The organism is Sphingobium sp. B1D7B, from assembly GCF_025961965.1.
Taxonomy (GTDB): domain Bacteria; phylum Pseudomonadota; class Alphaproteobacteria; order Sphingomonadales; family Sphingomonadaceae; genus Sphingobium.
This window is the reverse complement of record NZ_JAOQOR010000001.1, coordinates 736,930-760,256: the sequence shown is the minus strand read 5'-3', so window position 1 is coordinate 760,256 and position 23,327 is coordinate 736,930. Positions and strand designations below refer to the sequence as shown.

24 protein-coding genes are annotated in these 23,327 nt (G+C 65.0%); 13 read left to right on the top strand and 11 right to left on the bottom strand.

The window, feature by feature from the left end; translation table 11 throughout:
• The first annotated feature begins 1 nt into the window (after nt 1).
• Nucleotides 2-493: a crossover junction endodeoxyribonuclease RuvC gene (gene ruvC, locus M2336_RS03565; protein WP_264592557.1), complete on the top strand. Its 492-nt coding sequence runs from the start codon at nt 2-4 to the stop codon at nt 491-493.
• A gap of 58 nt (nt 494-551) precedes the next feature.
• Nucleotides 552-1,457, top strand: coding sequence for a YdiY family protein (locus M2336_RS03560; RefSeq protein WP_264573995.1), 906 nt, complete (start codon nt 552-554; stop codon nt 1,455-1,457).
• Nucleotides 1,458-1,479: 22 nt separating this feature from the next.
• Here the strand turns inward: M2336_RS03560 and M2336_RS03555 are convergent, their stop codons facing one another.
• Both M2336_RS03555 and M2336_RS03550 read right to left on the bottom strand, forming a co-directional pair.
• Nucleotides 1,480-1,818: a DMT family protein gene (locus M2336_RS03555; RefSeq protein WP_264573994.1), complete on the bottom strand. Its 339-nt coding sequence runs from the start codon at nt 1,816-1,818 to the stop codon at nt 1,480-1,482.
• 79 nt (nt 1,819-1,897) lie between these two features.
• Nucleotides 1,898-3,001 carry a fatty acid desaturase family protein gene (locus M2336_RS03550; protein ID WP_413715955.1) on the bottom strand — a complete coding sequence of 368 codons (1,104 nt, stop codon included), beginning with the start codon at nt 2,999-3,001 and terminating at the stop codon, nt 1,898-1,900.
• 159 nt (nt 3,002-3,160) lie between these two features.
• Here M2336_RS03550 and M2336_RS03545 point away from each other — a divergent pair, with 159 nt between their 5' ends.
• Together M2336_RS03545 and M2336_RS03540 are read left to right on the top strand one after the other, a co-directional pair.
• Nucleotides 3,161-4,318: a GNAT family N-acetyltransferase gene (locus M2336_RS03545; RefSeq protein ID WP_264573993.1), complete on the top strand. Its 1,158-nt coding sequence runs from the start codon at nt 3,161-3,163 to the stop codon at nt 4,316-4,318.
• Nucleotides 4,319-4,409: 91 nt separating this feature from the next.
• Nucleotides 4,410-4,844 (top strand): TIGR01244 family sulfur transferase, encoded by a 435-nt coding sequence (locus tag M2336_RS03540; RefSeq protein ID WP_181561090.1) that lies wholly within the window; start codon nt 4,410-4,412, stop codon nt 4,842-4,844.
• A gap of 22 nt (nt 4,845-4,866) precedes the next feature.
• Here the strand turns inward: M2336_RS03540 and M2336_RS03535 are convergent, their stop codons facing one another.
• The 4 genes from M2336_RS03535 to M2336_RS03520 all read right to left on the bottom strand — a co-directional run bounded on the left by M2336_RS03535 (nt 4,867) and on the right by M2336_RS03520 (nt 8,244).
• Nucleotides 4,867-5,268 (bottom strand): MAPEG family protein, encoded by a 402-nt coding sequence (locus M2336_RS03535; protein WP_181561091.1) that lies wholly within the window; start codon nt 5,266-5,268, stop codon nt 4,867-4,869.
• Between the two features lie 199 nt (nt 5,269-5,467).
• On the bottom strand, nt 5,468-6,799 hold the full coding sequence (locus tag M2336_RS03530) for an ammonium transporter (RefSeq protein WP_264573992.1): 1,332 nt from the start codon (nt 6,797-6,799) through the stop codon (nt 5,468-5,470).
• A gap of 17 nt (nt 6,800-6,816) precedes the next feature.
• Nucleotides 6,817-7,155 (bottom strand): P-II family nitrogen regulator, encoded by a 339-nt coding sequence (locus tag M2336_RS03525; RefSeq protein ID WP_181561093.1) that lies wholly within the window; start codon nt 7,153-7,155, stop codon nt 6,817-6,819.
• 198 nt (nt 7,156-7,353) lie between these two features.
• A complete protein-coding gene (locus tag M2336_RS03520) occupies nt 7,354-8,244 on the bottom strand; it encodes a prephenate dehydratase (protein ID WP_264573991.1) in 891 nt (296 codons plus the stop codon).
• 185 nt (nt 8,245-8,429) lie between these two features.
• Between M2336_RS03520 and M2336_RS03515 the strand changes: the two genes are divergently transcribed.
• Nucleotides 8,430-9,068 (top strand): c-type cytochrome, encoded by a 639-nt coding sequence (locus tag M2336_RS03515; protein ID WP_264573990.1) that lies wholly within the window; start codon nt 8,430-8,432, stop codon nt 9,066-9,068.
• A 117-nt stretch (nt 9,069-9,185) separates the two neighbouring features.
• Here the strand turns inward: M2336_RS03515 and M2336_RS03510 are convergent, their stop codons facing one another.
• Nucleotides 9,186-10,061 (bottom strand): LOG family protein, encoded by an 876-nt coding sequence (locus M2336_RS03510; RefSeq protein ID WP_181561096.1) that lies wholly within the window; start codon nt 10,059-10,061, stop codon nt 9,186-9,188.
• A gap of 44 nt (nt 10,062-10,105) precedes the next feature.
• Complete coding sequence (locus tag M2336_RS03505) at nt 10,106-10,813, bottom strand: extensin family protein (RefSeq protein WP_264573989.1); 708 nt, start codon at nt 10,811-10,813, stop codon at nt 10,106-10,108.
• 223 nt (nt 10,814-11,036) lie between these two features.
• Between M2336_RS03505 and M2336_RS03500 the strand changes: the two genes are divergently transcribed.
• The 4 genes from M2336_RS03500 to M2336_RS03485 all read left to right on the top strand — a co-directional run bounded on the left by M2336_RS03500 (nt 11,037) and on the right by M2336_RS03485 (nt 16,736).
• Nucleotides 11,037-12,185, top strand: a complete 1,149-nt coding sequence (locus tag M2336_RS03500) for a phosphoserine transaminase (RefSeq protein ID WP_264573988.1) — start codon at nt 11,037-11,039, stop codon at nt 12,183-12,185.
• Between the two features lie 149 nt (nt 12,186-12,334).
• Nucleotides 12,335-13,918 (top strand): phosphoglycerate dehydrogenase, encoded by a 1,584-nt coding sequence (gene serA, locus M2336_RS03495; RefSeq protein ID WP_264571656.1) that lies wholly within the window; start codon nt 12,335-12,337, stop codon nt 13,916-13,918.
• 92 nt (nt 13,919-14,010) lie between these two features.
• A complete protein-coding gene (locus M2336_RS03490) occupies nt 14,011-15,147 on the top strand; it encodes an ATP phosphoribosyltransferase regulatory subunit (RefSeq protein ID WP_264592556.1) in 1,137 nt (378 codons plus the stop codon).
• A gap of 98 nt (nt 15,148-15,245) precedes the next feature.
• Nucleotides 15,246-16,736: a DUF389 domain-containing protein gene (locus M2336_RS03485; RefSeq protein ID WP_264592555.1), complete on the top strand. Its 1,491-nt coding sequence runs from the start codon at nt 15,246-15,248 to the stop codon at nt 16,734-16,736.
• A gap of 27 nt (nt 16,737-16,763) precedes the next feature.
• On the opposite strand, the gene M2336_RS17995 is transcribed toward M2336_RS03485, so the two are convergent.
• The gene (locus tag M2336_RS17995) at nt 16,764-17,879 is read right to left on the bottom strand and encodes a DUF924 family protein (RefSeq protein WP_319801637.1); all 1,116 of its coding nucleotides are present in this window, start codon (nt 17,877-17,879) and stop codon (nt 16,764-16,766) included.
• A 68-nt stretch (nt 17,880-17,947) separates the two neighbouring features.
• Here M2336_RS17995 and M2336_RS03470 point away from each other — a divergent pair, with 68 nt between their 5' ends.
• Together M2336_RS03470 and M2336_RS03465 are read left to right on the top strand one after the other, a co-directional pair.
• Entirely contained in the window at nt 17,948-18,193 is a 246-nt protein-coding gene (locus M2336_RS03470) for a type II toxin-antitoxin system CcdA family antitoxin (protein ID WP_181561102.1), read from the top strand.
• Nucleotides 18,193-18,489, top strand: coding sequence for a CcdB family protein (locus M2336_RS03465; RefSeq protein WP_181561103.1), 297 nt, complete (start codon nt 18,193-18,195; stop codon nt 18,487-18,489). Before M2336_RS03470 ends, M2336_RS03465 begins: the two co-directional genes overlap by 1 nt.
• Before the next feature lie 30 nt (nt 18,490-18,519).
• Here the strand turns inward: M2336_RS03465 and tldD are convergent, their stop codons facing one another.
• Complete coding sequence (gene tldD / locus M2336_RS03460; protein ID WP_264574947.1) at nt 18,520-19,962, bottom strand: metalloprotease TldD; 1,443 nt, start codon at nt 19,960-19,962, stop codon at nt 18,520-18,522.
• 77 nt (nt 19,963-20,039) lie between these two features.
• On the opposite strand from tldD, the gene M2336_RS03455 reads away from it, so the two are divergent.
• Together M2336_RS03455 and M2336_RS03450 are read left to right on the top strand one after the other, a co-directional pair.
• Nucleotides 20,040-21,041 carry a ligase-associated DNA damage response exonuclease gene (locus tag M2336_RS03455; RefSeq protein ID WP_264573985.1) on the top strand — a complete coding sequence of 334 codons (1,002 nt, stop codon included), beginning with the start codon at nt 20,040-20,042 and terminating at the stop codon, nt 21,039-21,041.
• Complete coding sequence (locus M2336_RS03450; protein WP_264573984.1) at nt 21,041-22,672, top strand: cisplatin damage response ATP-dependent DNA ligase; 1,632 nt, start codon at nt 21,041-21,043, stop codon at nt 22,670-22,672. Before M2336_RS03455 ends, M2336_RS03450 begins: the two co-directional genes overlap by 1 nt.
• Nucleotides 22,673-22,687: 15 nt before the next feature.
• Here the strand turns inward: M2336_RS03450 and M2336_RS03445 are convergent, their stop codons facing one another.
• On the bottom strand, nt 22,688-23,317 hold the full coding sequence (locus tag M2336_RS03445; RefSeq protein ID WP_264573983.1) for a TlpA family protein disulfide reductase: 630 nt from the start codon (nt 23,315-23,317) through the stop codon (nt 22,688-22,690).
• Nucleotides 23,318-23,327 lie beyond the last annotated feature (10 nt).

Sequence of the window (23,327 nt, the reverse complement as noted above, 5' to 3'; positions counted from 1 at the left end):
CATGATCATTCTGGGTCTCGACCCCGGCCTTGGCACCACAGGCTGGGGCCTGATCCGTGCGCAAGGCAATCGCCTGTCTCATATTGCCAATGGCCAGATCCGCACGGCAGCGAGCGATGCCTTGCCCGCCCGGCTGGTGGCGCTCGATGCGGCGCTGGCGGCACTGATCGCGGAACATCGGCCGGCGGAAGCGGCGGTCGAAGAGGTGTTCATCAACACCAACCCGCAATCGACCCTCAAGCTGGGGCAGGCGCGGGGTGTTATTTTGCTCGGCGCCGCGCGCACCGGCATACCGGTCGGCGAATATGCGGCCCGGCTCGTCAAAAAAGCCATTGTGGGCGTGGGCAATGCGAGCAAGGATCAGATCCACGCCATGGTGATGCGGTTGCTGCCGGGAACGAATGTGGTCGGCCCTGATGCAGCAGATGCACTTGCCGTCGCCATCACCCATGCGCATCTTCGCGCCAGTCGGCGGCTCGAGCGAGGCGAGTGAGGTCAGGAAGCGGTCCCCGTGCGGGATGGTCGTCCGGTCGTTTTAGAAGGAGTTGGGCATGAAGTCGGCCCTCAGGCTTGGCGCAATGGCGATGATCGCGAGCGGCGTTGTGGCTGCACCCGCAGCGGCCGAACTGCCGCCATCGGTCAAGGCCATGCTGGATGCCGCCATCGCAAGCGGGGATGCCGGGGCGCTCGCCACCGTCGCGCGCTTTGCCAAGCAGACGCATCCCGACAATGCCGCGGAGATCGACGAGAAGATTCAGGCGCACAAGGCCGCCATTGATGCTGAGCGGGAAGCCCGGCTGAGGCAGGCGAGCTTCTTTCACGCCTGGTCAGGCAGTGGCGAACTGGGTGGCTTTATCACCACCGGCAACACCGAAAGCTCCGGCATCAGCGCGGGCCTCTCGCTCGAACGGCGCGGGATCGACTGGTTGCACAAGTTCCGCGCCAATGTCGATTATCAGCGCAGCGATGGCGTCACGACGCGCAACCAGTGGCTGGCAAGTTATGAGCCCAACTTCACCCTGAACGACGCGATCTACGCTTATGGTTTGGCGACCTATGAGAAAGACCGGTTCCAGGGCTTTTCGGACCGCACCACGGCCTCAGGCGGCGTCGGTTTGCGGCTGGTGCGGCAGGCCGATTTCAGTCTGGACATCAAGGGCGGGCCGGCGTGGCGGCACACCGTCGGGATCGACGAGCCCGATACGACTGAACTGAACACGCTGGCCGCCGCCGATCTGCGCTGGCAGATTTCGCACGCCTTCGAACTCAAGAACAATGCCCAGGCGGTGTGGAGCTCCGGGAATAGCAGCTATGCGAATACCACGGGCCTCACCGGCAAGCTCAACGGTTCGCTTTCCGCGCGGCTCTCCTATGCGGTGCGCCATGAGACGTCACCGCCCGCAGGCTCGGAGATGACGGATACGATCACGCGCGCGACGCTGGTCTACGATTTCTGACGCACGCCCGGCGTCTACAGCGTCAGGCCTTTCCCCAGAACATGAAGACGACGGCGCCAAGGAGGCAGGCCAGCGCGCCGAAATGGCGCCAGTGGAGCGGTTCACCCAGAAAGGTGACCATGAAGACGCCGAAAACGGTCAGCGCGATGACTTCCTGCGTGATCTTGAGCTGGCCCGCGCTCCAGCCGCTGGCATAGCCGATGCGATTGGCTGGCACCGCAAAGCAATATTCGAAAAAGGCGATGCCCCAGCTGATCAGGATGACCAGTGCGAGCGGTTTGCTCATGCCGCCCTTGAGGTGCCAGTACCAAGCCGTGGTCATCAGGATGTTGGAGACGAGCAGCAGCGCGATCGTGGGCATGAAGCTCAAATGGCAGGTTCGCCGCGGGAAGGCGATGGGGAAAATACGCCGCTCGACGGCGTGATTTTCCCCGGTGCGATTAGCGGGCGACCATCGTGCTGCGCGCGATCCGAACGACCAGCGGGACCATGCCGGGATAGTTGGCCCGATCATAGGTCGACCCCGCGCCCAGATGCTGCGCGATCCGGCGATGGGCCTCGCCCAGCGCATGATAGGGCATGCTCGGCAGCAAATGGTGAAGCGCGTGATAGCGCAGACCGACCGGTGCCCAGAGCGCGGCCAGTGGCGCGGGTGGCGGCACATTGACGGAATCGAGGAACTGGCCGGTCACCGTCATCGTCTCGCCTTCATTCTCCCAGAGATGGGCGACCAGCGTGCGGAGCTGATTGGCGATCATCGCCACCGAGAGGATCGCAAGATAGGTGAGCAGCGGACGCCAGCCGAGCAGCGGCACGCTGGCGATGAGCGCCATCGACCACAGGCTGGTCCCGGCTTCCTGCCAGGCCCACATCCGCGCAAAGTCACCCTCCGGCGCCCGGCGCCGATAATCGGGATTGATGGACAAGGCCGAGTAGCGCTCCACGATGAACCGGCGCAGCGGGGGAATGACGAGGCTGAGCGGTGCCAGCACGCCGAAGCGCACGATGAACGCCACCGGGGCCAGAGCAGCCACGAGGATGAACAGCGGCAGGCTCCACGGCTTCATCAGCGCAAGCGGCAGATATTCCGGGTCATCGATGGTGCCATAGCGCGTCTTGGCATGATGCTGGGTGTGCACGCCCTCATAGAGAAAGGAGGGGAACAGCAAGGGAATGCCGATCAGCAGGTTCCACGTGAAACGAAAGCCCGGCAGCGCACCTGCCCGGATGTGCGTCAGTTCGTGGATGAAACTCGTCGCCCGATACAGTGCGAGAGCGGAAATCAAGCCAGCGAGGGCCACCACCCAACCTTGCGAGGCCAGCATGGCGAGCGCCATAGCCGCGTAGCCGATCAGCGCGGAGGCCAGGAAATCGGGCCAGTAGATGCCGGGCCGCGCGGTCGCCAGATCGCGCGTCAAATCCACGGCGGCGCGGAGCATCGCCATGTCATCGGGCGTGGTTGCCAGCGCAGGGCCCGCTGCGGCGGGGGCCTTGCCGGCTGGCGCGGACGGCGCTGCGTCCAGTCTCTGGTCGATTGCGGTCATGCAAAGGGGTCCTATCGGTCGAATGAGCACAGATCATGGCAGCAATGTGATTTTGTTCTGCCGCCACGGCGCGCGGCTTGACAAATCCGCCGCCAGTTCCGCAGTGCTGTGCCCTCTCAGCAGCGCCTCATGGTCGAAGCGCGGGACAGGGGTATCGCCGTGACGTCAGCCGATTTAGTGATCACTCCCGTCTCCGGCAAGGCCGACATGGCGGCGTTCATCGATTTGGCATGGACCATCTATGCCGATGATCCCCATTGGGTGCCGCCGCTGAAGAGCGAAGTGCGCGGCCTGCTGACACCGGGCAAGAACCCGTTTCACGAACATGCCGAGCATCAATATTTCCTCGCCCGGCGCGGTGGCAAGGTCGTAGGGCGCATCAGCGCGCATATCGATCATCTCGCCATTTCCATGCCTGCCGAGCAGGGCATGGGGCCGGGGACAGGCAATTTCGGCATGTTCGAAGCCATGGATGAAGCAACCGCGCACGCGCTGATCGAGACGGCGGAAGGCTGGCTGCGCGAGCGGGGGATGACCCGGGTGCTCGGCCCGATCTCGCTCTCCATCTGGGAGGAGCCAGGCCTTCTCGTGAAGGGCTTCGACCATTCCCCTACGGTGATGATGGGCCACAACAGGCCGGAATATCGCGCCTGGATCGAATCGGCTGGCTATGCCCATGCCAAGCAGCTCGATACTTATGAGCTCGACATCACGCAGGAATTTCCGCCGCTGATCCAGCGGATCGTCCAATCCGGCGAGCGTAACGAGCGCATTCGCATTCGCCATGTCGACAAGAGCGAGTTCGACCGGGATGCGGCAATCATCCTGCACATTCTCAACGATGCCTGGGGCCGCAACTGGGGCTTTGTGCCGATTACCGACCATGAGGTTGCGCATTTCGGCAAGGCGCTCAAGCCGCTGGTGTTCGAGGATCTGATTCGCATCGCTGAGCTGGATGGCGAGCCGGTGGCCTTCATGATGACGCTGCCGGACATGAACGAAGCGCTCGCCCGCCTTAACGGCACGCTCTTCCCCTTCGGCTGGGCAAAGCTGCTCTGGTGGCTGCGCAAGCCCAAGGTCCGCACCATGCGCGTGCCGCTGATGGGCGTGGTCCAGCGGCTCCAATCCTCGCGCATGGCGAGCCAGCTGGCCTTCATGATGATCGAATATATCCGCCGCGATGCCATCACCCATTATGGCGCGACGCGTGGGGAGATCGGCTGGATCCTCGATGATAATCAGGGCATGAAAGCCATTGCCGAGGCGATCGAGAGCCGCATTAACCGCAGCTATGTGATCTACCAGAAGGCGCTTTGACCGCTTCGCAAATCCGTACCGGCAACCCCTCTCTTGCGCGCAGGGGACTGCCGGGCCTAGGGACGGGCAAGGCCCTTATCGGAGACGCGCCATGTTGCGGCAACTGACCCCATCCCTATTCGTCGCCCCGCAGATCGATGCGGATGTCGTGGCGCAGGCTGCGGCGATGGGCATCTCGCTCATCGTGAACAACCGACCCGAGGGTGAGTCCGCAGACCAGACCTCCGGCGACACGATCGAGGCGGCGGCGCGGGAGGCGGGGCTCGATTATGTCGCCATTCCCGTCTCGCATAGCGGCTTTGCGCCCTGGCAGCTCGATGCGCTGGATGAGGCACTCGCGAAGAATGGCGAGGGCAAGGCGCTCTGTTATTGCCGCTCCGGCACCCGCAGCACGCTGCTTTGGGCCTTGGCGCGGGCGCGGGCGGGCGATTCGCCCGATGTCCTGGCCGAGCAGGCGGCCGCGGCGGGCTATGATCTCTCGCCTATTCGCGAGATGATGCACGCACTGGCCAACCAGAGGGGCTGACGGCCCCCGCCAGCACTCCTGTTCAGAACGCGAGGCGTAGCGCCGGCCAGAGCAGCATCAGCACGCCGATCATGCTGATGCCGAATACCATCGTCCGCACCACGGGAACCCCTGCAGCATAAAGCGGCAGATACACGATGCGCGCGCCGAGCCAGAGCGCGGCGCCAATGGCCGTCCACCGATCGAACAGGCCGAGCTGCGCATCGATGAGGATGGCGATGGCGACGATCGGAAAGGTCTCGAAATAATTTGCCTGCGCTCGCGCCAGCCGCCCGACGAGGGGCTTGGGCTCGGGCAGCGACTGATCGCGCGCGCCGACATTCCAGGCGGTGCCATATTGCGCGGTCTTGGCCCGCACGGCGGCGAAGATGTGAACGAGGGCCAGCAGGCAGCCCCAGGCCAGAATGATCAGTTCAATCGGCATCGTTCAGTCTCCTCATCGGGCGTCTTTCGCCGGACGAGGAATAGGACGGTCAGGCGCGAAATGAAATTGCCGTATCCGGGAAGGCAATCGTCAGCTTGCGGGAGCCCGAAAAAAAAGGCCGGCGCTTTCACGCCGGCCCAGGGATGTTCGCAGGAGGAACAACGGACGGCGGGGACCTTTCGCCCCCGCCGAATTCGGATCAGTTGTAAGCGCGCTCGCCGTGCTCGCCGAGGTCGAGGCCTTCCTGCTCGACTTCGGTGCTCACCCGCAGGCCAGTGAGGGCCTTGGCGATGAACATGGCGATGACGGTGCCGACGGTGGCGATGACGATCGTGGCAAGCACGGCCGTGATCTGGGTGACCAGCTGGTCGCCCATCGCATAGTCGGCGCCACCAGGGCCGCCGAGCGAGGGCGAATAGACCACTGCGGTGCCGATGGCGCCGATGATGCCGCCCACGCCGTGGATGCCGAAGGCGTCCAGCGAGTCGTCATAACCCAGCGCCGGCTTCACCTTCGCGACGAAGAAGTAGCAGACGATGGAGGCAACGGCACCGAGAACGATGGCACCGAACGGACCGGAGTTGCCCGCAGCGGGTGTCACGGCGACGAGGCCGGCGATGATGCCCGAGCAGAAGCCGAGAGCCGAACCCTTGTGGCCCATCACGCGCTCGGTGAGCATCCAGAAGAGACCAGCCGAGGCGGTGGCAACGAAGGTGTTGATCATGGCGAGCGCCGCAGAGCCATTGGCCTCAAGCGCCGAACCGGCGTTGAAGCCGAACCAGCCGACCCACAGCAGGCCGGTGCCGACCATGGTCAGCGTCAGGCTGTGCGGGGGCATCGGCTCGCTGGGGAAGCCCTTGCGCTTGCCGAGGATCAGGGCGGCGACCAGCGCGGACACGCCCGCATTGATGTGCACCACCGTACCGCCGGCGAAGTCCAGAGCGCCCATGGCGAAGAACACGCCGCGCGCTTCCCAGACCATATGGGCGACCGGGAAGTAGACGATGGTCAGCCAGACGATGGCAAAGACCATGATGGCCGAGAACTTCATGCGCTCGACGATGCCGCCAAGCACGAGGGCGATGGTGATCGCGGCGAAGGTCATCTGGAAGCTGACGAACACATATTCCGAGATCACTTCAGACGTGAAGGTCGCGGCGGTCGAATCCGGCGTGATGCCAGCAAGGAAGAACTTGCCCCAGCTGATGAACTGATTGCCTTCAGGACCGAAGGCGAGGCCGTAGCCGTACATCACCCAGATGAGCATCGCGAGCGCCGCAACGGCGCCGATCTGAGTCATGGTGGCGATCATGTTTTTGGAACGCGTCAGGCCGCCGTAGAACAGGGCAAGGCCAGGCAGGATCATGAGGAGAACGAGGACGGTGGCCGTCATCATCCATGCGTTGTTACCCGGATTGGGAACGGCAGGCGCAGCTTCCGCTGCGGCCTCCTGCGCCCATGCGGGCAAGGCGGCGAAGAGCGAAAGGCCCAGAGCCCCCGCCGCGCCGCAGAATGTCTTGAAAGGTGTCATGCGTTACCCCCTTTAACTTACAGCGCGGTTTCGCCGGTTTCGCCGGTGCGGATGCGGATGGCCTGTCCCACGTCGAGGACGAAGATTTTGCCATCGCCGATGGCGCCGCTGTTGGCGGCCTGCTGCACGGCTTCCACGACACGCGGCGCGAGGGCATCGTCACAGACGACCTCGACCTTGATCTTCGGAACCATGTTGGTGGAATATTCCGCACCGCGGTAGATTTCGGTCTGGCCCTTCTGGCGGCCAAAACCCTTCACTTCACTTACTGTCATGCCAGCCACGCCCAGCGCAGAGAGAGCTTCACGCACCTCGTCCAGCTTGAACGGCTTGATGATTGCCATAATGAGTTTCATCTCTTGCGCCCCCATTGGTTGCAGGGGAATGCCAAGCAAGAGATGTGCCAAATCATAAACGAGGCGTTAAAGCGGTTGGCAGTCGAGCCTCGTTGAGGCGATTGCCTCAAATTGAGGCGGCACGTGTGGGCAGTGCTTAAAAAGTACGCACAGATCGTTGGCAGTTATCAGGTAGATGGGCATCGAGGCCCAGCGACGTCAGATCGAGCGGGAGCGCCCCTGCGGATAACTGCCCAGCAGACGGACCCATTTGCTGTGGAACGCCAGTTCTTCCAGCGCGCGATCGACGGCGGGGTCGCCCGGCATCCCCTCAATATCGGCGTAGAATTCCGTCGCCGAGAAGCTGGCGCCGCGCTGATAGCTCTCCAGCTTGGTCATATTGACCCCGTTGGTCGCAAAGCCGCCCATTGCCTTGTAGAGCGCGGCGGGGATGTTTTTCACCTCGAAGAGGAAGCTCGTCATCACCGGCCCGTCGCGCGAGGGCATGATCGCATCGCGGCCCAGCACGACGAAGCGCGTCATGTTGTCGCTGCTGTCCTCGATCTTCTCATCATGGATCGTGAGGCCATAGAGTCGCGCGGCGAGCGAGGGCGCAATCGCCGCTGCGCCGGGCTCGCGGACCTCGGCGACCAGCGCGGCCGCGCCGGCGGTGTCGGCATAGACGATCGGGCGGATGCCACGGCTGCGCAGATATTTCCGGCACTGCCCCAGCGCCTGCACATGGCTGAGCGCGCTGACCGGCGGCGTATCGTCGGCGCTCATCAGGCTGTGGTGGATGGGGAGGAAATATTCGTCGATGATCGACAGGCCGGACTCGGGCAGCAGGAAGTGCATGTCCGCAACCCTCCCGTGCAGCGAATTCTCGATGGGAATCATCGCGCGGTCGGCGCGGCCATCGCGCACGGCATCCAGCGCGTCTTCGAAGCTGAAGCAGGGCAGGGGCAGGCCGTCCGGCGCAAAATCCATCACAGCCAGATGCGAATTGGCGCCCGGCGCGCCCTGAAAGCTGATCGCACGCTCAGGCGCGCGCGCGGCGGCGTCCGTCATCTCGGCGACAAGGCGCTGCGCGGGGAGCGGATAGGTGTCCATGATGGCCGCTGCGCTTAGGGCTTTGGGCCCTGCCGCGCAAGGCACCGGCGCATGTGTCGCGACACAGGCCTTCCGACAGGCTTGCACCCGCGCAATGCAGTCATTAAGGGGAGCGCCGACGGGCACCGGCAGCGCCGCGATTGAGGAGGTCGCGCGTCGGGTAGATTTCTGGAGATTGAGGGCGCATGAGCGATCGTTTCAATACCATTGCAGGCTGGGCACTGTTTGGCGGCATCATTGCGCTTGGCAGCGGCATTGTGAGCAGCAAGCTGTTTCACGCCGAGCGTCCCGAGCCGATGGGCTACGCGATCGAGGGCGTTGAGGCGGAAGGCGAGGGCGGTGCGTCCGGTCCTTCGCTGAACACGCTGCTCGCCTCGGCGGACGTGGCAGCCGGTGAGAAGGTCTTCGCCAAGTGCGTGGCCTGCCACACGGTCAATCAGGGCGGCGCCAATGGCATCGGCCCCAACCTCTGGGCCATCGTTGGCGACCCGATCGGCCATGGCCGTGGCGGCTTCGCTTTCTCGGATGCGCTCAAGAAGGTGGGCGGCAACTGGACCTTCGAGCAGCTGGATCACTGGCTGACCTCGCCGCGTTCCTTCGCCAACGGCACCAAGATGAGCTTCGCCGGTCTCAGCAAGCCTGAAGATCGCGCCAATCTGATCGCCTATCTCAACACGCAGGGCTCGAACCTGCCTCTCCCGGCTGCCGATGCACCGGCCGAGGCTGCGGCAGAAGGTGGCGCCGACAATGCGGCTGCTGCAGACAATGCGGCGGAAGCGGGCGCCGAGGGCGCTGCCGCCAACGCTGCGACGCCGCACGAATAATCTCATTAGCCAGAGCCCAGGCTTGGGTTCGGCCAAATATTCAAGCAGGCGCGGGGCAACCCGCGCCGCTTTTGTTATCCGACCCGCTGGTATCAGCGAGCCGGACGGGCGCGGACCTCAGCAGCCCGGCTGGCTATCCGCATAAAAGCTCTCGACCACGGCCCAGCCTTCTTCTGCCGTTTCGACCCAGCTGATCAGATCGAGATCGCGCGGGCTGATCACGCCTTCCTCGGCCAAAGCCTCGAAATTGACGACGCGTGTCCAGAAGTCCTTGCCGAACAGCAGGATAGGAATGCGCTTCATCTTGCCGGTCTGCACCAGCGTGAGCAGCTCGAAAAATTCGTCGAACGTGCCGAAACCACCGGGGAACACAGCCAGCGCGCGAGCGCGCAGGGTGAAGTGCATCTTGCGCAGCGCGAAATAGTGGAACTGGAAGGATAGATCCGGCGTCACATAGGGGTTGGGTGCCTGCTCGTGCGGCAGCACGATGTTGAGCCCGATGGTTTGCGCGCCGACGTCCGCCGCGCCCCGATTGGCCGCCTCCATGATAGAGGGGCCGCCGCCCGAACACACGACGAAGTGATGGCAGCCAGCTTCGTTCGGCGGACATTGCGCCGCGATTCGCGCCAGCTTGCGGGCTTCCTCATAATAACGCGCCTTTTCGGCGAGGCGCTCGGCGACTTTCCGGGCGCGCTCGTCGGGCGCGGCATCGATCAGCGCCTGCGTGGCCTCTGGCTCAGGAATGCGCGCCGAGCCATAGAAGACGAAGGTCGAGGCGATCTTCGCTTCATCGAGCAGCAGCTCCGGCTTCATCAACTCGAGCTGGAAGCGGACCGGCCGCAGGTCTTCCCGCAGCAGAAACTCGTTGTCCTGGAAGGCCAGCTTGTAGGATTTGCTTTCTGTCTGCGGGGTGGGGATGATCCGCTTGGCATCGATGGCTTCTTCGCGGGCACGGCGAAACTTGCTTTCGCGCACTGTAGGCTGGTCTGTCATCCAGTGGCGCTAGACGATTTCCGCGGAGAAGAAAACCGGCGGGTTCAGCGGCAAAAACTGCCCCGCCCGCCCATGTCGAAATGGAAATGGTCGCGGTGGGCGCTGTTATAGTCCGGGCCGAGCACGGTGCGGAATCGCTTGCACGCGCTCTGGTGGAGGACCCGCAGGAACTGGGCGTGGGTGCTCTCGCCCTGCCAATCGTTCACCAAGCTGATTCGGCGCCCGTCGGCCAGCACGAAGGCGGAAATGTCCACGGCATTGGCGTGCGCATGTTCGCTACGCTTGCCGGCGATTGTCCCGCCGGTGCCACGGACATCGCGGCAGGCATAAGTGCCGAAGGTCTCGACGCGCACCACTTCGCTGCGCAAATAGAGTCGCGCGGCGGGGCGCACCGCATATTGCACCCAGGCCGCGAAATTGGCGGCGAGGGGGCAGGTCATCGGCCCCAGATTGGCCACTGGCGTACCGATCTCCAGCAGGCGGATGGTATCGATTGTCGTGCAGCCGCCGCCCCGATCCTGATTGGGCAGCGGCTCAAAGCGGACCTTCGCGGTCGAGAGGCGCGCCGCGCACATGCGATAGCTCTCGCTGTTCGGCATCGTGCGCTGTGCCGGCGCGGCGGCCACCGGCGCCCTTACACCCGTGCGCGGGCTGGGGCGGTCGGCGCAGGCGGCAAGACTGGTGACCAGCAGAAGGCCGACCAGCCTGCGCGTTCCCGCCCCCAATCCCACCGATGACGCCCAATGGATCATGGCGCCGTTTATCACGCATCGCAGCTGAACAAAACCTAGACGGTGCAAGGGGATGCTTCGACCGCCGCGCGCGGTCTGGCGCCTGTCCGCCGAGGCTCCGTTCACCCCGGGCACGGCACGCCGGTCCCGATCTTACATTGACACCCGTCTGCAAATCTCTATGGCCGCCGGCGGGCCACGCGGTCCCAACGCCGCGCGTGCTCTCTGCAAGGAGACGCATACCATGACTGACGTTACGAAGCCGGCGACCACGCCGGCCCGCCCCCATTTCTCGTCCGGCCCCTGCGCCAAGCCGCCCGGCTATGATCCAGCGAAGCTGGCCACCGAAGTGCTCGGACGCTCCCACCGCTCAAAGCTCGGCAAGGATCGCCTCGCTTATTGCATCGCCCTGATGCGCGAGCTGCTGAACCTGCCCGAGACGCACCGCATCGGCATCGTGCCCGGCTCCGACACTGGCGCCTTCGAGATGGCGATGTGGACGATGCTGGGCGCGCGCCCGGTTACGACGCTCGCTTGGGAGAGCTTCGGTGAAGGTTGGGTCACCGATGCCGCCAAGCAGCTCAAGCTCGATCCGACGGTGCTGCGCGCCGACTATGGCCAGATCCCCGATCTGAATGCGGTCGACTGGTCGAATGACGTGCTCTTCACCTGGAATGGCACCACCTCGGGCGTGCGCGTGCCCAATGGCGATTGGATCGCCGACGACCGCGAGGGCCTCTCCTTCGCGGACGCCACCAGCGCCGTGTTCGCCTACGACCTGCCGTGGGACAAGATCGACGTCGCCACCTTCTCGTGGCAGAAGGTGCTGGGCGGTGAGGGCGGCCATGGCGTGCTGATCCTTGGCCCGCGTGCCGTCGAACGGCTTGAGCAGTACACGCCGAGCTGGCCGCTGCCCAAAGTGTTCCGCCTGATGTCCAAGGGCAAGCTCGCTGAGGGCGTGTTCAAGGGCGAGACGATCAACACGCCGTCCATGCTGGCGGTCGAAGATGCGATCTTCGCGCTCGAATGGTCCAAGACCATCGGTGGCGCCAAGGGCCTCATCGCCCGCGCGCAGGCCAATGCCGATGCGCTCAATGCCATTGTGGAATCGCGCGACTGGCTCGGGCATCTCGCTGCCGATCCGGCGACCCGCTCGATCACCAGCGTATGCCTCACCGTCGAGGGCGCCGATGCCGACTTCATCAAGAAGATGGCCTCGCTGCTCGAGAAGGCGGATGCCGCTTATGACGTCGCAGGTTATCGCGACGCCCCGGCTGGCCTGCGCATCTGGTGCGGTGCCACGGTCGACACCGCGGACATCGAGGCGCTCGGCCCTTGGCTCGATTGGGCCTATGCCGAGACCAAGGCCGCGCTGAGCGCGACTGCCGCCTGATATCTTGCCCGCTCCCCTTGAGGGGAGAGGGTTGGGAGAGGGGCAAACAACCTCTCCTATATCGCTCCATTCATTTAATAAAAGGGCCGGCGCCGAGAGGCATTCCCCTCTCCCCGGCCCTCTCCCCAAAAGGGGAGAGGGAGATTCAAATGACCAAGCCCAAAGTTCTCATTTCCGACAAGATGGACCCGCAGGCCGCGCAGATTTTCCGCGAGCGCGGTTGCGAGGTGGACGAGATCACCGGACTGAAGCCCGACGAGCTCAAGGAAATCATCGGCAAATATGATGGTCTGGCGATCCGCTCGGCCACCAAGGTGACCAAGGAGATCATCGACGCGGCGACCAATCTCAAGGTCATCGGCCGCGCCGGCATCGGCGTCGACAATGTCGATATTCCCTACGCTTCGGCCAAGGGCATCGTGGTGATGAACACGCCCTTCGGCAACTCGATCACCACCGCCGAGCACGCCATCGCCCTCATGTTCGCCCTCGCCCGCCAGCTGCCGGAGGCCGATGCCTCCACGCAGGCCGGCAAGTGGGAGAAGAACCGCTTCATGGGTGTCGAGGTCACGGGCAAGACGCTCGGCCTGATCGGTGCCGGCAACATCGGCTCCATCGTCGCCAGCCGCGCGCTGGGCCTCAAGATGAAGGTCGTTGCCTTCGACCCGTTCCTGACGCCCGAGCGCGCCATCGAAATGGGCGTGGAAAAGGCAGATCTGGACACGCTGCTGGCCAAGGCGGATTTCATCACGCTGCACACGCCGCTGACCGACCAGACCCGCAACATCCTCTCGGCCGAGAATCTGGCCAAGACCAAGAAGGGCGTGCGCATCATCAACTGCGCGCGCGGCGGCCTGATCGACGAGGCGGCGCTGAAGGCCGGTCTCGACAGCGGCCACATCGGCGGCGCGGCGCTGGACGTGTTCCAGACCGAGCCGGCGACGGACAGCCCGCTGTTCGGCACGCCCAACTTCATCTCGACCCCGCACCTTGGCGCGTCCACCAGCGAAGCGCAGGTGAACGTGGCGCTGCAGGTCGCCGAGCAGCTCAGCGACTATCTGCTGAGCGGCGGTGTCACCAACGCGCTCAACATGCCGAGCCTGTCGGCTGAGGAAGCGCCCAAGCTCAAGCCCTATATGGCGCTGGCCGAGAAGCTGGGCAGCCTGGTCGGCCAGCTTTCGCGTGACGTCATCCCCCGGATCTCGATCCACAGCGAGGGCGCGGCGGCTGAGCTCAATCAGAAGCCCATCGTCTCGGCCGTTCTCGCCGGTTTCCTGCGCACGCAGACGGACACGGTGAACATGGTCAACGCACCCTTCCTCGCCCGCGAGCGCGGCATCGAGGTGCGCGAGATCAAGACCGAGCGCGAGGGCGACTACAGCACCCTGATCCGCGTCTCGGTGAAGACCTCGCAGGGCGAGCGGTCGGTGGCCGGCACGCTGTTCGGCAATGGCGCCCCGCGCCTGGTCGAGCTGTTCGGCATCAAGGTCGAGGCCGATCTCGATGGCACCATGCTCTACATCGCCAATGTCGATGCGCCGGGCTTCATCGGTGGCGTCGGTGGCATTCTTGGCGAGGCCAAGATCAACATCGGCACCTTCCACCTTGGCCGTCGTGAGGCCGGTGGCGAGGCGATTCTGCTGCTCTCGGTCGACGAGACCGTGCCGCAGACGCTGGTCGACAAGATCTGCGCCCTGCCGAACGTGCACCGGGTCTGCCCGCTCAAGTTCTAAATCACGGCCCGGCCCGGCGTGTCATCACGTCGGGCCGGTCACGCTTGTAATTTATCCTCGCTTGGCGAGCGGAATCGGCTAAATGCCGCGCTATGACTGAAGCCATCGCTCCCGGATTGCTGCCCGAAGGGCTTGCCGATCGTCTGCCGCCCAAGGCGGAGGCCTCCGCCCGCCTTGTGCGCGAAGTGCTCGATACCGTCGCATCGTATGGCTATCGGCGCGTGATGCCGGCCCTGGCCGAGTTTGAGGAAACGCTGGTCGCGCGCCTGCAGTCGGCCCGCGCCGAAGATCTGCTCCGCGCCGTCGATCCACTCTCCCAACGCAGCCTGGCGATCCGGCCGGACATGACCGCCCAGATCGGCCGCATCGCCGCCACCCGCATGGCCGCGACCCCGCGTCCGCTGCGCCTGTGCTATGGCGGGCCGGTGATGAAGCTGCGAGCCGACCAACTGCGGCCCGAGCGCGAGCGGATGCAGGTCGGCGCCGAGATCATCGGCACAGACAGCGTCGCGGCGGCAGTCGAGATCGTCAATGTCGCCATCGAAGCGCTGCAGCGCGCGGGTGTCAGCGGCATCACCATCGACTTCACCTTGCCCGATCTCGTGACGATGCTGGCCGATGGCCCGATGCCGCTCCCTCAGGGCGATGTCGAGGCGGTCCGCGACAGTCTCGACGCGAAGGATGCAGGCTCGCTGGCGGCGCTGGGCGAAGCGGCGCGGCCCTATCTGGCCCTCATCGAGGCGACCGGGCCATTCCACCCCGCCATGGAGCGGCTGCAGGCCTTCAACGCGGGGCCGGCCAAAGGCAAGCTGGATAACCTCATCGCGGCGCTGCGCGCGATTGCCAAGCCGATCGGCTGGGATATCACGCTGACGCTCGATCCCACCGAGCGCCACGGTTTTGAATATCAGAGCTGGTTCGGCTTTTCTGTCTTTGCCGAGGGCTTCATCGGCGAGATCGGCCGGGGCGGCAGCTATGCGGTGGCGGGCGCGGACGGCAAGGCTGAGCCGGCCATGGGCTTCTCGCTCTACCCTGATCCGCTCATCGATGCCGGGTTCGGCACCACGGCCGCGCAGCGGGCTTTTTTGCCCATTGGACATGATGGCGCCCGGGCTGCGGCGCTCCGGGTGGAAGGCTGGGTGACCATCGCCGCGCTGGACGAGGCCGACGACCCACTGGCGCTGGGTTGCGGAGCGATTTTGGACGGCACCGAGCTTCGGCGGTTGTAAGGTCCCGGCTCGCCCGCAGGGGCAGCGGACTGGAAACGCAGCAATTTTCCCTGCTAGGGCGTCGGTGGAATGACGGACGTGGCAGAGGAGCCGATCGCTTGACCAACAAGACCTACGCGGTTTCGCGCAACCCCCTCTGGGTCAGCTGGCGGGAACGCTCGATTGCGACGGTGGATCACGACGCAATCCTGCGGAGGATCGTCGAGGAATCCGGCTGGTCGCCGCGCTACGTCTTCATGACGGTCATATCCGCCGGTATCGCCATTCTCGGACTGCTGCTGCCGTCCAGCGCGGTCCTCATCGGCGCCATGCTGCTGTCTCCGTTGATGATGCCGATCATCGGCCTGGGCTTTGCGCTCGCGACGCTGGACTTTGCGGAAATGCGCGCATCCGGCTTCGCGCTGGCGGTCGGGGCGGTGATCGCCATTGCGTTCACCGCGCTGTTCGTCCTCGTTTCACCGGTGCAGACCGTGACGACGGAAATTGCAGCCCGCACGCGGCCCAATCTCTTCGACCTCCTCGTCGCGTTCTTCTCGGCGCTCGCGGGCGGCTATGCGCTTATTCGCGGGCGGGGCGAGACGGTCGTGGGCGTTGCCATCGCCATCGCCCTCATGCCGCCGTTGGCCGCCGTCGGCTTCGGCATCGCCACATGGAACTGGACCATTGCCGGCGGTGCTTTCCTGCTCTTCATGACCAACACGGTCACGATCACGCTCACGGCCGCATTCATGGCGCGGCTCTACGGCTTTGGCTCCCACCTCACGCCGGCGCATACTCGACTGCAAAGCATTGTGATGGTGGTCTGCATGACCGCGCTTTCGGTGCCGCTGGCGCTTACCTTGCGACATATCGCCTGGGAGACGTTGGCCGCCCGCCAGGTGCGGGACGTGATCCAGCGCCAGTTCCCCCAGACGGCACGCATCAGCGATCTGGAAACGGATTTCAATCGCCAGCCCGTGCGGGTCGTCGCCACCGTGCTCACACCTACCTATGCGAAGGATGCCGAGCGAGACACCGCGACCAGCCTGCGCGACGCGCTGCAGCGGGATCTGGATGTCACCATCGACCAGATCCAGGTGGGGGCGGGCAATAGCGAGGCGGCTCAGGTGGCGGCCGCCCAGTCCCGCGAGCGCACGCAGAGCCTTGAGCGCTTTGCGACGACGGCCGTGGACCGGCTTGCCCTGGTCGCGGGCGTGTCCAGCGATGCGGTGCTGGTGGATCGGGGCCGGCGCCAGGCCACGGTTGCGGCCGAGCCGCTGTCCGGCGCGTCGCTCGATCTCTACCGCCAGCTGGAACGGCGCGCATCCGACGGGCTGGATGGCTGGACGCTGGTGCTGACGCCGCCGCCCGCCCCGCTGCCGGTCATCGGCTTTTCGGGCGAGGCATTGACGCAGCAGGGCGCTGCCGACCTCGATCTGGCCGTGTGGGCGGCGCGGCGGGTGCCATTGGGCATCACCATTACGGGGCAGGCCGCACGCGCCGAGATGGTGCGCGAGATCCTGCGCGCCCAACAAATTCCGGACCAGCGCCTGCTGATCGCGCCCAACGGCGATTCAGATGTCCGCCTGAACTGGCGCCTGCCGGACTGATGCCGATCCGCTGCGAGCGGCGGTGGGTTACCAGTCGCTGCCCTCCGCCACCGCCTCTTGCTCCTCGGGGCGCGTCTCGCGGCTAAGCGCGGCATTGCGATGCGGGAAGCGGCCGAAGCGGGCGATAATCTCGCGGTGGGCCTTGGCGAATTTCAGATTGTGCTCGAAGCCCGGCTCGCTGAACAACGCCACGCACAAATCCTGATCGGCCAGATTTTCGCTGTGCATGAACGGCATGTAGAAGAAGGCGCGGGCGCCCTCGACGAATGCTTTGTCGAAGCCACGCTCCAATGCCGTCCGGGCGATCTCGCGGGCGAGCGGATCGGTCGCGAAGGCGCGAGCCTCGCCCCGGAACATGTTGCGCGGAAACTGGTCGAAGAGGATCAGGGCGGCGAGCGCCGTGTCGGCATCGGCGAGGAACATATCGGCAGGCTTGTCGCGCTGCGCTTCCCAAAGCGAGCGGAAGAGGTGCGTCAGTCGCACATCCTCTTCCTCGCTTGAATCGAACCAGCCATCCGGGCCGATCTCATTGAGCCAGTGATTGAGCACCGCCGGCACCCAGTCGGGATCGACATGCACCCGCGCCGGCTTGCGCTCGGGGAAATGGTCCTGCACGCGCAGCGGCAGGCCATCGATGCTTTGCGTCCGGGTTGAGATGCGCGCCAGCCGTTCCGGCGTTTCGTTCTGCTCATGATAACGAGAGAGCGTGTCGCGATCCTTCTCGTGCCGCATGAAGGGCACGCCCCAGCCGCAACTCTCCTGCACGCTCTCCACCGCGATCATGAAAATCTGTCGGGTACCGGGCAGGATGGTGAAGGGCCGCGAGGCGAAATCCCATTCATCATCCTGAGGCAGCACCGCCTTGCCTCGCCCATAGAGTCGCAGGATCAGCGGGGGCTGGTCGAACGCACAGAACATGATGGTGATGCGCCCGTCCGCTGAAAGATGGGCCTGGGTCTCGTTGCCGGATCCACCCACATCCAGATAGCCGACCAGATTGGGCCCCAGCACGCGGAAGCTGTCCATGCCCTTGGGACTGAGGTTGATCCGCGCGCCGTCCGCAGCGGTGGCGACAAAGAAGACCGGCTGTTTCTCGATGAAGCTGCGTTGCTTGTCGGAAATGGCAGTGAAGAATTCAGACATGGGGCCTCAGGTCTTGCTGGTCGGATGCGCACATTGACGCGCATGGTTCATGCGCATAGCTTGCGCATATGAAGCTTGATCCTATCGCGTCCGGCAAGCGCAAGCCAGTCAATCTCTCGCTCGATACTGGCGTGGTGGAGGCCGCGCGGGAGGCCGGGATCAATCTCTCCCAGACCTGCGAAGCGGCCCTGCGCGCGGCGGCGAAGGCAGAGCGCGAGCGGCGCTGGCAGGAGGAGAACAAGGAGTGGGTCGAAGCCCACAACGCGTGGGTTGAGAAGAACGGCCTTCCCCTTGCCCGTTACCGCATGTTTTAATGGCCCAATATGATGTCGTTCGGCTGAGGTCGGGGCAGTATGTCGTAGACTGTCAGGCTGAGGTGCTGTCGGGCATCAACACACGGTTTGTCGTTCCGCTGGCTTACCCAAACGACGCGCCGCCGCCCCGGCCGGGCCTCAATCCCCGCTTTCGTATGCAGGGCGAAGACTGGGTGCTTGTCACCCAGTTTGCAGGTGCAGTGTCGGTGTCGGAAATCCAAGAAATCGCCGGCTCCCTCGCGCAAGAAGAATACCGGATCAAGAACGCGCTCGACATGTTGCTGACTGGGGTGTGACGGCGTTGTCTGGTCGTTCCGACCGGCGCCTCAACCCCCGGTGCCGCCGACCGTCAGCCCTTCGAGCAGCAGCGTCGGCTGGCCCACGCCCGCGGGCACGCCCTGACCCGCCTTGCCGCACATGCCGATGCCTTCATCGAGTGCGAGGTCGTTGCCGATGCCGACGATGCGGTGCAGTGCGGCGGGGCCATCGCCGATCAGCGTTGCGCCCTTGATGGGGTCGCCGATCCTGCCATTCTCGACCTTGTACGCCTCGGTGCAGGAGAAGACGAACTTGCCCGAGACGATGTCCACCTGTCCGCCGCCAAAGCTGCGCGCGAAGATGCCGGTCTTCACGCGGCCGAGCAGCTCGGCGGGATCGTCGTTGCCCGCGCGCGCATAAGTGTTGGTCATGCGTGGCATCGGCGCATGGGCATAGCTTTCGCGCCGGCCGTTGCCAGTGGGTGCCACGCCCATCAACCGCGCGTTGAGCCGGTCCTGCATGTAGCCGCGCAGAATGCCGTCTTCGATCAGCACATTCTCCTGCGTGGGGGTACCCTCATCGTCGATGCTAAGCGACCCGCGTCGCGCGTCCATCGCGCCATTGTCGACCACCGTCACGCCCGGCGCCGCCACGCGCTCGCCGATCTTGCCCGAGAAGGCGCTGGTGCCCTTGCGGTTGAAATCGCCCTCCAGGCCATGACCGACGGCCTCATGCAGCATCACGCCCGGCCAGCCAGGGCCAAGCAGCACGGTCATCTCGCCCACCGGTGCGGGCACCGAGCGGAGGTTGACCTGCGCCTGTTTAAGCGCCTCGTCGATCGCGCGCTGCCAGGTCGCCTCCTCGAACAGGGAATCGTAGAGATAGCGCCCGCCAATGCCAAAATAGCCGGTTTCGCGCCGCCCATTCTCTTCCATGATGATCGAGACGTTGAGGCGGACGAGGGGACGCACGTCGGTCGCCACGAAGCCGTCCGGCCGCACGATCTCAACGACCGACCAACTACCGGCCAGCACTGCAGAGACCTGCACCACGCGCGGATCGCGGGCCCGGGCTGCTGCGTCGATCTTGGCCATCAGGTCGACCTTCTGCGCGAAGGGGACGAGATCGAGCGGGTTGGCGTCCGTATAGAGATGCCGATTGGTGCGTTGCGGCGGCGTGGCCATGGCCTGCTGTGCCGGGTCGAGCAACTTCAGCGTCTGCGCTGCCTTGCGGATCGCCCGCTCGCTGATGTCATTGGCGTGCGCGAAGCCGGTCATCTCGCCAGAGACGCCGCGCAGGCCAAATCCGGCATCGGTGGAATAATCCGCTGTCTTCAGCCGCCCATCATCGAAGCCGAAGCTCTCGGTCGCGACATATTGCAAGTAAAGCTCGCCATCCTCGCAGCCGGTCAGCGCCTCGGCGGTGAGCCGGCGGGCGCTATCCGGGTCGAGAGACCCATCGCGATACAGGAAGGAACGCACGTCTGTGGTCTGGGGAGCAGCATCTGTCATGGCCATGATATAGGTCCTTTGGGGCACATCGCAAAGCCGCGCTGGAACCGGGACGTGCCGGTCGCCATTTAGAGGCCATGGCCGACTTCTCCTGGATTCGCGCAGAGGCGCATGGGCTGCATGTCGTGCCGGCCAAGGCGTGGGTCGATCCGGCCGATCCGGTGGAGACAGCCCTCGTCACGCACGGCCATGCCGATCATGCCCGGGGCGGCCATGGCCGCTGCATCGCGACGCCGGAGACGCTGGCCATCATGGACCTGCGGTACGGTCCGCCCGGCGCCGCGCAACCGGTGGCCTACGGCGAGACGATCAGCCTGCCGGGGAGCGTGCAGGCGACCTTCCTGCCGGCTGGGCATGTGCTCGGGTCCGCGCAGATCCTGTTTGAACATGCCGGCGAGCGGGTGATCGTCACTGGTGACTATAAGCGCCGGGCCGATCCGACATGCCCGCCTTTTCAGGTTACGCCCTGCGATGTGTTCATCACCGAAGCCACGTTCGGCCTGCCGGTCTTCCGTCACCCCCCGATTGGCGAGGAAATCGGCAAGCTGCTCAAGGCGCGCGAGGCCAATCCCGAGCGCTGCATCCTTGTGGGGGCCTATGCGCTGGGCAAGGCGCAGCGGGTCATCGCCGAGCTGCGCCAAGCTGGTTATGTCGAGCCGATCTATCTGCACGGCGCGCTGGAGCGGATGTGCCGGTTGTATGAAGACCTCGGCGTCGATTTGGGCGAGCTGAGATTGATCGCCGGAATGCCCAAGGGTGCGCTGGCCGGGCAGATCATCCTGTGTCCGCCCTCGGCGCTCAACGATCGCTGGAGCCGTCGCCTGCCCGATCCGGTCACGGCCATGGCAAGCGGCTGGATGCGGGTGCGACAGCGTGCGCGGCAGCGCAATGTCGAGCTGCCCCTGGTGATCTCGGACCATGCCGACTGGGCGGAACTGACGACCACGATCGCGGAAGTGAATCCGGCGCAGACCTGGATCACCCATGGCCGGGAAGATGCGTTGCTGCGCTGGTGCGAGCTGCACCAACGCCGGGCCCGCGCGCTCGCCCTTGTCGGCTATGAGGATGAGGACGACTGATGGAGGCCTTCGCTGCCCTGTTGGATGCGCTCGTCTACACCCGCTCGCGCAACGGCAAGCTCGCCCTGATCGCTGCCTATCTGCGCGAGACGCCCGATCCTGACAGGGGCTGGGCGCTTGCTGCGTTGACGGACGGCCTCGATTTTCCGGCGGTGAAGGCCGGCACGATCCGCGCCTTGCTGATGGATCGCGTCGATCCGGTTCTGTTCAAGCTCAGCCGCGATTTTGTCGGGGATACGGCGGAGACGGCGAGTCTGCTCTGGCCGGACAATCCCGCTGCGCTCGATCCCCCAAGCCTGAGCGAAACGGTGGCGGCGCTGTCCGCTATGACCCGCCAGTCCGTCGCCCCAGCGCTGGCGCGGCTCATGGATCGGCTAGATGTGAATGGCCGCTACGCGCTCATCAAGATGGCGACGGGTGCGATGCGCATCGGCATTTCGGCGCGGCTCGCCAAGGTCGCCTTCGCGCAGGCGTTCGATGTGCCGGTGGACGATGTCGAGGAATATTGGCACGGCCAGACGCCGCCCTATGGCGCGCTATTCGACTGGGCCGCGAAGGGTGGCCCTCCGCCGCGCGTCGACCATATCCCCACCTTCCGTCCCTTCATGCTCGCGCACCCGCTGGAAGATGATGTCATCGCGCGCGAAACGCTCGACATGGCCGACTATGCCGCCGAGTGGAAATGGGATGGCATCCGCGTGCAGATGGTTCATGTGCCGGAGTCGGATGGCGCGGGGCCGGGCGGGGATACGCGGCTCTTCTCACGCACCGGCGATGATATCACCGGCAGCTTCCCGGATATCGCGGCGGCGTTTCGCGAGCCCGGCGTGCTGGATGGCGAACTGCTGGTGCGCGGCACGCATCAGGGCGGCGAAGAGGGCGGCGCGGCGAGCTTCAACGCCTTGCAGCAGCGGCTGGGGCGCAAGACTGTCTCTAAGGCGATGCTCACCGATTTTCCCGCCTTCGTCCGCCTCTACGATGTCTTGCTCTCCGACGGCGAGGATCATCGCGCGTTGAGCTGGGAGCAGCGCCGCGCCGTGCTGGAGACGCTGGTGCCCCGGCTCGACTCCGCCCGCTTCGACATTTCGCCGCTGATCGAGGCTGCAAGCCTTGCCGATCTTGCCGCCATTCGCGAGCGCGCACGCGATGATGCCATCGAGGGCGTGATGCTCAAGCGGCGGGATAGCCCTTATGTCGCCGGCCGCCGCACGGGCCTATGGTACAAGTGGAAGCGCGATCCCCTGCTCGCCGATTGCGTGCTGATGTATGCCCAGCGCGGCAGCGGCAAGCGCTCCTCCTTCTACAGCGATTTCACTTTCGGCTGCTGGGATGGCGATCCCGATGCCGGCGCCGAGCTGCTGCCTGTCGGCAAGGCCTATTTCGGCTTTACCGACGAGGAGCTGAAGTGGCTCGATTCTCACGTCCGCCGCCACACCGTCAATCGCTTCGGCCCGGTGCGCGAGACGGATAAGAGCCTGGTCTTCGAAGTCGCGTTCGATTCGATCCACGAGAGCAAGCGCCACAAGTCCGGCCTCGCCATGCGCTTCCCGCGCATCAGCCGCATCCGCAATGACAAGCCCGCCCATGAGGCCGACCGGATCGAAAGCTTGCGGGCGATGATCTCCGGCTAGGGGAGCTGGGACGGCTTACCCGCCGATTTCGGCGATCAGTTTCTGCCCATCTTCCTCGTCCCACTCCAGCGCACCGACGATGCGGGCGACTTCCTTGCCCGCGCCATCGTAGAGAATGGTCGTGGGCAACGTGCCGGTGCCGTAATCGAAGCCGAGCGCATTCTCCCGGTCCAACCAGGTCTGCAGCGTAGAGAGCTTGCGGGCCGACCAGAAGGCGGGAACGCCATCAGGTTCCATGTCCTGCGAAACGGCAATCACCTTGACGCCCTTGGCTTCCGCAGCCTTGGCGGCGCGGTCGAGGGCAGGCAGTTCGGCCACGCAAGGCGCGCACCAGGTCGCCCACAGATTGACCAGCATCGGCTTGCCCTGCGCAATGGCCTTGAGCGTCGCCGGCTTGCCCTCGATGGTGGTGAAGGGCTTGTCCGGCATCGCCTCGCCCTTGCGGCTGCGGTCGATGACATGGGAGAAGGTCTTGCCCGCGCTCCCCGGTGCGGCTTCGTCCGGGCTCACTTCATCGGGGGAGAGGGCATTGCCCACTGCGGCGGCGTTGCCGGCGCCTTGCGCGTTTTGAGCGGATTGCCTATCGCAGCCGCTCGCGGCCAGTGAGAGGCCGATCAGCATAGCAAGGGCAGAAATAGAGCGCATGGCAGACTCC